This window comes from Streptomyces sp. ISL-12, assembly GCF_018614415.1.
Lineage (GTDB): Bacteria > Actinomycetota > Actinomycetes > Streptomycetales > Streptomycetaceae > Streptomyces.
On sequence record NZ_JAGGOO010000016.1, the window covers coordinates 141868 to 147926 of the forward strand.

The following is a 6059-nucleotide window of genomic DNA, read 5'->3' on the forward strand; positions in this document are numbered from 1 at the left end:
GGCCGTCTCTCCCCCGCCCGGGGGAGGCCCGTCCCCCACGGGCGGGATCTCCCCGCCGCGCCGGACCGCTGTACTGGAGCGGTCGGCCGGAGACGCCGTCATCTCCCACGGAACGAAACGGAACGGAAGGACCACGATGCGCGACTGGACCAGACGACGCCTGCTCCTCACGGCGGCCTCCGCCACCGGGCTCGCCGCCGCGGGGACGGCACCCGCGCACGGCTCGGGACACGACGGCCTGGTGGAACGGCTGAGGGCCCTGCCGGGACTCAGGATCGTGGCGGAACAGCCGGCCGGCCACCCCGGGTACCGGTTCTTCGTCCTCGGGCTGCGCCAGCCGGTCGACCACACCGACCCGGCCGCCGGCACCTTCGAACAGCGGCTGGCGCTCCTGCACACCTCCGCAGACCGGCCCACTGTCGTGTACACCGGCGGGTACGCGGCCGGGCTGACTCCCGAGAGGACCGAACCGACCGAGCTGCTGGGCGGCAACCAGGTCGAGGTGGAGCACCGCTTCTTCGGCGCCTCGACCCCCGGCACACCCGACTGGCGCCACCTGACGATCAGGCAGGCCGCCGACGACCACCACCGCGTGATCCGGACTCTGCGTCGCCTTCTCCCCGGCGCGTGGATCTCCGTCGGCGGCAGCAAGGGCGGCATGGCGAGCGTCTACCACCGCAGGTTCCACCCGCACGACGTGGACGGCACCGTGGCCTACTCCGCGCCGAACAACGTGGACGACCAGGACGACAGCGCCTACCACCGCTTCCTGGAGACCGTGGGCACCGCCGCCGAACGCGACGCCCTCAAGGCGGCGCAACGCCAATGCCTCCTGCGCCGCGCCGACATGGTCGCCCGCTACACGGCCTGGGCCGCCTCCGAGGGCACCGGCTTCAGCATCATCGGCAGTGCCGACCAGGCCTTCGAGACCGCGGTGCTGCGCGCGTCCTTCATGTTCTGGCAGAACAGCGGCCCCGCGATCCCCGGCCCCGACGCCACCACCGACGAGCTGTACACATGGCTGTGGTCCACCGCCGCCCTCCCCGTCTACGCCGACGCCACGGTCCGGGAGTACGTCCCGTACTTCTACCAACTCGGCACCCAGCTCGGGTACTTGGACGTGCCCGTCGCGCACTTGGCAGACCTGCTGCGCCATCCGGACGCGCTGGCGCCGCGCTCCTTCGTCCCGCGTGACATCCCGATGCGCTTCGATCCGGGCGCCATGCCCGACATCGACCGCTGGGTGCGCCGGCACGGGCACCGGATACTGTTCGTCAACGGCGAGCGGGACCCGGCCGTCGCCGAGCACTTCCGTCCCGGCGGGCGGGACTCCCGCACCCTGTGGGTACCCGGTGGCGACCATCACGTCGCCATCGCGCGCCTCTCCACCGCCGACCGCGCCGCGGCGGTGTCCGCCCTCGCCCGCTGGACGGGAGCACCTCTCACGCCCCGGTGACTCCGTCGACGCGCTCCCTGATGAGGTCGGCGTGACCGTTGTGCCGTGCGTACTCCTCGATCAGACGCACCAGGATCCAGCGCAACGAGACCCCGTCACCACCGACGTGGCCGGCGTCCCGCGCGGACAGCCGGCCCCGGTCGTCCAGCGACGCGCCCGCGACGAGTTCCCGGCCCCGGGCGACCTCCGCCCGCCACACGGCCAGGGCCTCGTCGAGCCCCCGGCCGGGCGCCGGGCCGAAGCCGTCGGCGTTGTCCGCCCCGTACACCGGGGGTACGTCCTCGCCCGCGAAGACGCCCTGGAACCAGTGCCGTTCCACCTCGGCCGAGTGCTGGACGAGACCCAGCGGCGTCAGCGACGACGGTGCCACCGCGGCCAGTCGCACCTGGTCGTCCCGCAGCCCCGCACACCTGAGGGCGAGCGTCGCACGGTGGAAGTCCAGCCAGGCCTCCAGCATGGGACGCTCGTCCGCGTACAGCGGCGGGACGGGCCGGCCGTCCGGTGTCGTCTTCATGGAACCACCATGGCAGGGGCGGGCCCGTCGCACGACCGTCCGCCGCGGATCCTCCTACGGCGTCAGCACGATCCTGCCGAACACCTCACCGGCGTCCATCTTCCGGTGCGCCCGCACCGCCTGCTCCAGCGGCAGTACCTCGTGCACCACCGTACGCAGTTCGCCGCGCGCCGCGGCGGCGAAGTGCTCGCTCCGCACGGCCTGCCGGTCCGCCACGGACACCGTCGCGGCGCTGAACGTCGCGAACGACAGCGACCTCTGGAACGCCGCCATCAACGCCGTGCCGAAGTCCGCCGGCGGCTGCCCGCCGACCGCGCCGACGACGACCAGCCGGCCGTTCGGGAGGAGCCTGTCGAAGAAGGACGGCATGTCCGCACCGGCCACCACGTCGATGACGACGTCGTATCCGGCGGGAGTGTCCTCGCCCCCCGCACCCGAGCGGTCCAGCACATGGGTCGCGCCCAGCTCACGCAGGAGCGCGCCGCGCTCGGCGGACGACGTCGTGACCGCCACCGCGCCGGCCCCGCCCCGGGCGGCGAGCTGGACCGTCGCGATCCCGAGGCTGCCCGCCGCACCCCGCACCAGCACCGACTCGCCGGCGGCGAACCGGGAGTGCGCGAGACCGAAGTGCGCCACCACCGAGGAACTGCCGAGCGTCACCGCCGCCACGGCGGACAGGCCCGCGGGAAGGGGAAGGACCTCCGCCACCGGTGCCGTCACCTGCTCGGCGTAGCCGCCGCCCGTACCGGTGGACGCCCAGACCCGCCGGCCGGTCCATGACGGGTCCACCCCGTCGCCTACGGCGGCCACGGTGCCCGCCACCTCACCGCCGGGGACATGGCCTTCCCGGAACCCGTACGCGGCGAGCGCGCCGCTGCGGATCACGGCGTCGACGCCACCGACGCCGATCGCCTCGGTGGTGACCAGTACCTGTCCGGCGGCGGGGGCCGGAGCCGGCAGGTCGACCACCGCCAGACCCTCCGGACCCCCGAACGCCTCGATCGACACTGCCTTCAACGCCGTCTCCTCACTGCCCCGGACGTGGTGTTTCCCCGCCGTCGGACGCTAACGGACGCCCCCGTCCACTTCGCTGAAGTGAGAGCGGTGACCGACCGTTTGCCTCACACCCTGCGCGCCGACGCCCGCGACAACCGTGACCGCATCCTCGACGCGGCCCGCGCGCTGTTCGCCACCCGGGGGCTCGACGTACCGATGCGGGAGGTGGCCCGGCAGGCCGGCGTCGGACCCGCGACCCTGTACCGGCGCTTCCCGACCAAGCGGGACCTGGCCACCGAGGCCTTCGCGGACCAGATGCGCGCCTGCCAGGACATCGCCGAGGACGGTCTCGCCGACCCGGACCCATGGCACGGCTTCCGCCGCGTCATCGAGAGGATCTGCGCGCTGCACGCCCACGACCGGGGCTTCACCGAGGCGTTCATGTCGGCCTACCCCGACGCCATGGACTTCGCCGCCGACCGGGAACGGACCCTGCGGGCGGTCGCCGCACTGGCCCGGCGCGCCAAGGACGCCGGCCGGCTGCGGCCCGACTTCGCGCTGGACGACCTGATCCTCGTCCTCATGGCCAACCGGGGCATCCAGGCCTCGTCGACGGCCGCCAGGGCCGCCGCCTCCCGCCGCTTCGCCGCCTTGGTGATCCAGGCGTTCCAGGCATCCCCGGACCACGCGCCGCTGCCGCCGGTGGCCAGGCCGGCCTGAGCCGCCCCGCACGACGGGAGCGGTCCCGGCCGCACCGATGGACGCCCCGGCACTGCGGCGCGGGACGTACGGGCGGCTACGGCCGATGGGGGAGAGGGGCCACGCGAGACGAGGCGGAGGGTGCCACTCGGGTCTCCTCCCGGCCCAGCGGCACCAGGGGCAACGGACGAGGCCGGCCACGGGCGGAACCCCGTCGGACAGTTCAACGGAAAACCCTTCGCGTCCCGTGGCACCCGCATAGCGTGCGATGCGTGCCGGACCCCCTGCCGCGCTAGGAGACTTGAGATGTCCTACGACAACTCGGAGTCGTACCCGGTCCGACAGCGGGACGGGGCCGGCCCGGCCTCGTGGTCCGGTCACCACCGGGCGCTGCGGGTCCTGCGGCGCGCCTGCCGCCGGCAGCGGCGGGTGGCCACCTTCGCCGCCCTCGGCTACTTCGCCGTCTTCCTCACGCTCACCGTCGAGGCCCCCGCCTTCATGGCCCGCCCCGCGCCCGGCGGACTCCCCACGGGACTGCTGCTGGCCCTGGTGCAGGTGCCGGTCACCTGGCTGGCCGTCGTCCTCTTCGCGTACACGGCACGCCGGTACGTCGATCCGCCGGCCCGCAGAGTCAGCGGGTACGGACGTCCGGCCGACGGTGACGGGGCGCCGCCGCGATGACGGAACTCGGGGGCGCCGCCCAGTCCTGGTCCCTCGTCGCGTTCTGCAGCGTCGTCACCGTCACGCTGCTGCTGTGCGTGCTGACCGGCCCCGACCGCGACGACCTGGAGGAGTTCTACACCGGCTACCGCTCGCTGTCGCCGCTGCGCAACGGCCTGGCCGTGGCCGGCGACTACATCTCCGCCGCCACCGTCCTCACCATCGGCGGGGTCATCGCGCTGTGCGGTTACGACGGGGTCGTCCTGGCCCTGAGCACACTGCTGTCCCTGCTGCTGCTGATGGTGCTGCTCGCCGAACCCCTGCACAACACGGGCCGGTTCACCATGGGCGACGTGCTGGGCCGGCGTATGCCGGGGCGGTCCGTGCGCATCGCGGCGTGCGCGGTGACGCTGCTGTCGCTGGTGCCGATGATGACCGTGCAACTGGCGGGCGTGGGGCAGCTGCTGGCGTTCATCCTGGGCTTCTCCGACAGCACCATGAAGACCGGGTGCGTCGTCGGCGCGGGACTCCTGATGATCAGCTACGCGGCGCTGGGCGGGATGAAGGGCACCGCGCTGATCCAGATCCTCAAGACGGTCATCCTGCTGGGCTCCGGACTGGTCGTCGCCGCCCTCATCCTGCACACGTTCGACTGGCACCCGGGGACCATGGTCGACACGGCCGCGCGGCGCAGCGGGGCCGGTGACGCGTTCCTGCGGTACGGACTGCAGTTCGCGGACGGGCCCCACCCCGGCGCGGACATGATCAGCACACAGGTCGCCATCGTGCTCGGCGGCGCCTGCCTGCCGCACGTCACCATGCGCATGTACACCGCCGGCAGCGCCCCGCAGGTACGGCGCACCATGTCCTGGGCGGTGTCGTCGGTGGCCCTGTTCATGCTGGTGATCACCGTCATCGGCATCGGCGCCACGGCGCTCGTCGGCCGCGCGGGGATCACCGCGGCGGACCCGCGCGGCAGCACGGCCTATCTGCTGGGCGCGCGGGCCGCGTTCGGCCCCGAGGTGTCCCGCGCCGAGAGCCTGCTGTTCAGCACGGTCACCACGGCGGTCTTCCTCACCCTGCTCGCCTCCGTCGCCGGGATGACGCTCGCCTGCGCCAACTCGCTGGCGCACGACGTCGCCGCCTCCCGCCGCACGGGCCTCGGACCGGTGCGGGAGACGACCCTGGCCCGGGTCAGCGCGCTGGCCGTCGGAGTACCGGTGGTGGTGCTGGCCGCCCTGGCCCAGCACCGCGGCCTGCAGCCGCTGGCGACGCTCTCCTTCTGCCTGGGCGCATCGGCCATCGCCCCCGCCCTGGTCTTCACCCTGTTCTGGCGCCGCTTCAGCCGCACCGGCCTGCTGTGCACCCTGATCGGCGGCTCGGCCGTCACCCTGGTCCTGATGTCCGGCACCCGGCTGGTCTCCGGTTCCCCGGCCGCCGCCTTCCCCGAGGCCGACTTCAACTGGTTCCCGTTCTCGACGACCGCCCTGCTGTCGGTGCCGCTGGGCTTCGCGTTCGGCTGGCTGGGGACCCTGTGCGGCGGACGCCGCGGCGCACGGCGCGAACGCGAGCGGTACGCGGCCGTCGAACACCTCGTCCTGGCCGGCCCGCCGCGGGGCCGCCCCGGATGGACCCCGGACGACTGACCGCCGTACGGCTCCCATGGGGGCACCGGTCCGCGCCGCGCGCGGAGGCCGGGCACGGTCCTCGCCAAGGGCCTGTCGTGCGGATCAC

6 protein-coding genes are annotated in these 6059 nt (G+C 73.7%); 4 read left to right on the top strand and 2 right to left on the bottom strand.

Annotation, left to right across the window (positions count from 1 at the left end; all coding sequences use genetic code 11):
* Positions 1–136: 136 nt before the first annotated feature.
* Complete coding sequence (locus tag J7I94_RS05245) at positions 137–1456, top strand: S28 family serine protease (protein WP_215165468.1); 1320 nt, start codon at positions 137–139, stop codon at positions 1454–1456.
* On the opposite strand, the gene J7I94_RS05250 is transcribed toward J7I94_RS05245, so the two are convergent.
* A complete protein-coding gene (locus J7I94_RS05250; RefSeq protein ID WP_215165469.1) occupies positions 1443–1970 on the bottom strand; it encodes a DinB family protein in 528 nt (175 codons plus the stop codon). The genes J7I94_RS05245 and J7I94_RS05250 overlap by 14 nt on opposite strands.
* Before the next feature lie 54 nt (positions 1971–2024).
* Positions 2025–2987 carry a zinc-binding dehydrogenase gene (locus J7I94_RS05255; protein WP_215165470.1) on the bottom strand — a complete coding sequence of 321 codons (963 nt, stop codon included), beginning with the start codon at positions 2985–2987 and terminating at the stop codon, positions 2025–2027.
* Between the two features lie 87 nt (positions 2988–3074).
* On the opposite strand from J7I94_RS05255, the gene J7I94_RS05260 reads away from it, so the two are divergent.
* From J7I94_RS05260 to J7I94_RS05270, 3 genes are all read left to right on the top strand, one after another.
* Entirely contained in the window at positions 3075–3686 is a 612-nt protein-coding gene (locus tag J7I94_RS05260) for a TetR/AcrR family transcriptional regulator (protein WP_215165471.1), read from the top strand.
* A gap of 285 nt (positions 3687–3971) precedes the next feature.
* Complete coding sequence (locus J7I94_RS05265) at positions 3972–4346, top strand: DUF485 domain-containing protein (protein ID WP_215165472.1); 375 nt, start codon at positions 3972–3974, stop codon at positions 4344–4346.
* Complete coding sequence (locus J7I94_RS05270) at positions 4343–5971, top strand: cation acetate symporter (RefSeq protein WP_215165473.1); 1629 nt, start codon at positions 4343–4345, stop codon at positions 5969–5971. The genes J7I94_RS05265 and J7I94_RS05270 overlap by 4 nt, the downstream gene beginning before the upstream one ends.
* Positions 5972–6059: the final 88 nt, after the last annotated feature.

Excerpts from the sequence above, each read along its gene's own strand:
- J7I94_RS05250 (WP_215165469.1), bottom strand. The coding sequence starts at position 1,970 with ATGAAGACGACACCGGACGGCCGGCCCGTCCCGCCGCTGTACGCGGAC.
- J7I94_RS05270 (WP_215165473.1), top strand. The coding sequence starts at position 4,343 with ATGACGGAACTCGGGGGCGCCGCCCAGTCCTGGTCCCTCGTCGCGTTC.
- J7I94_RS05265 (WP_215165472.1), top strand. The coding sequence starts at position 3,972 with ATGTCCTACGACAACTCGGAGTCGTACCCGGTCCGACAGCGGGACGGG.
- J7I94_RS05245 (WP_215165468.1), top strand. The coding sequence starts at position 137 with ATGCGCGACTGGACCAGACGACGCCTGCTCCTCACGGCGGCCTCCGCC.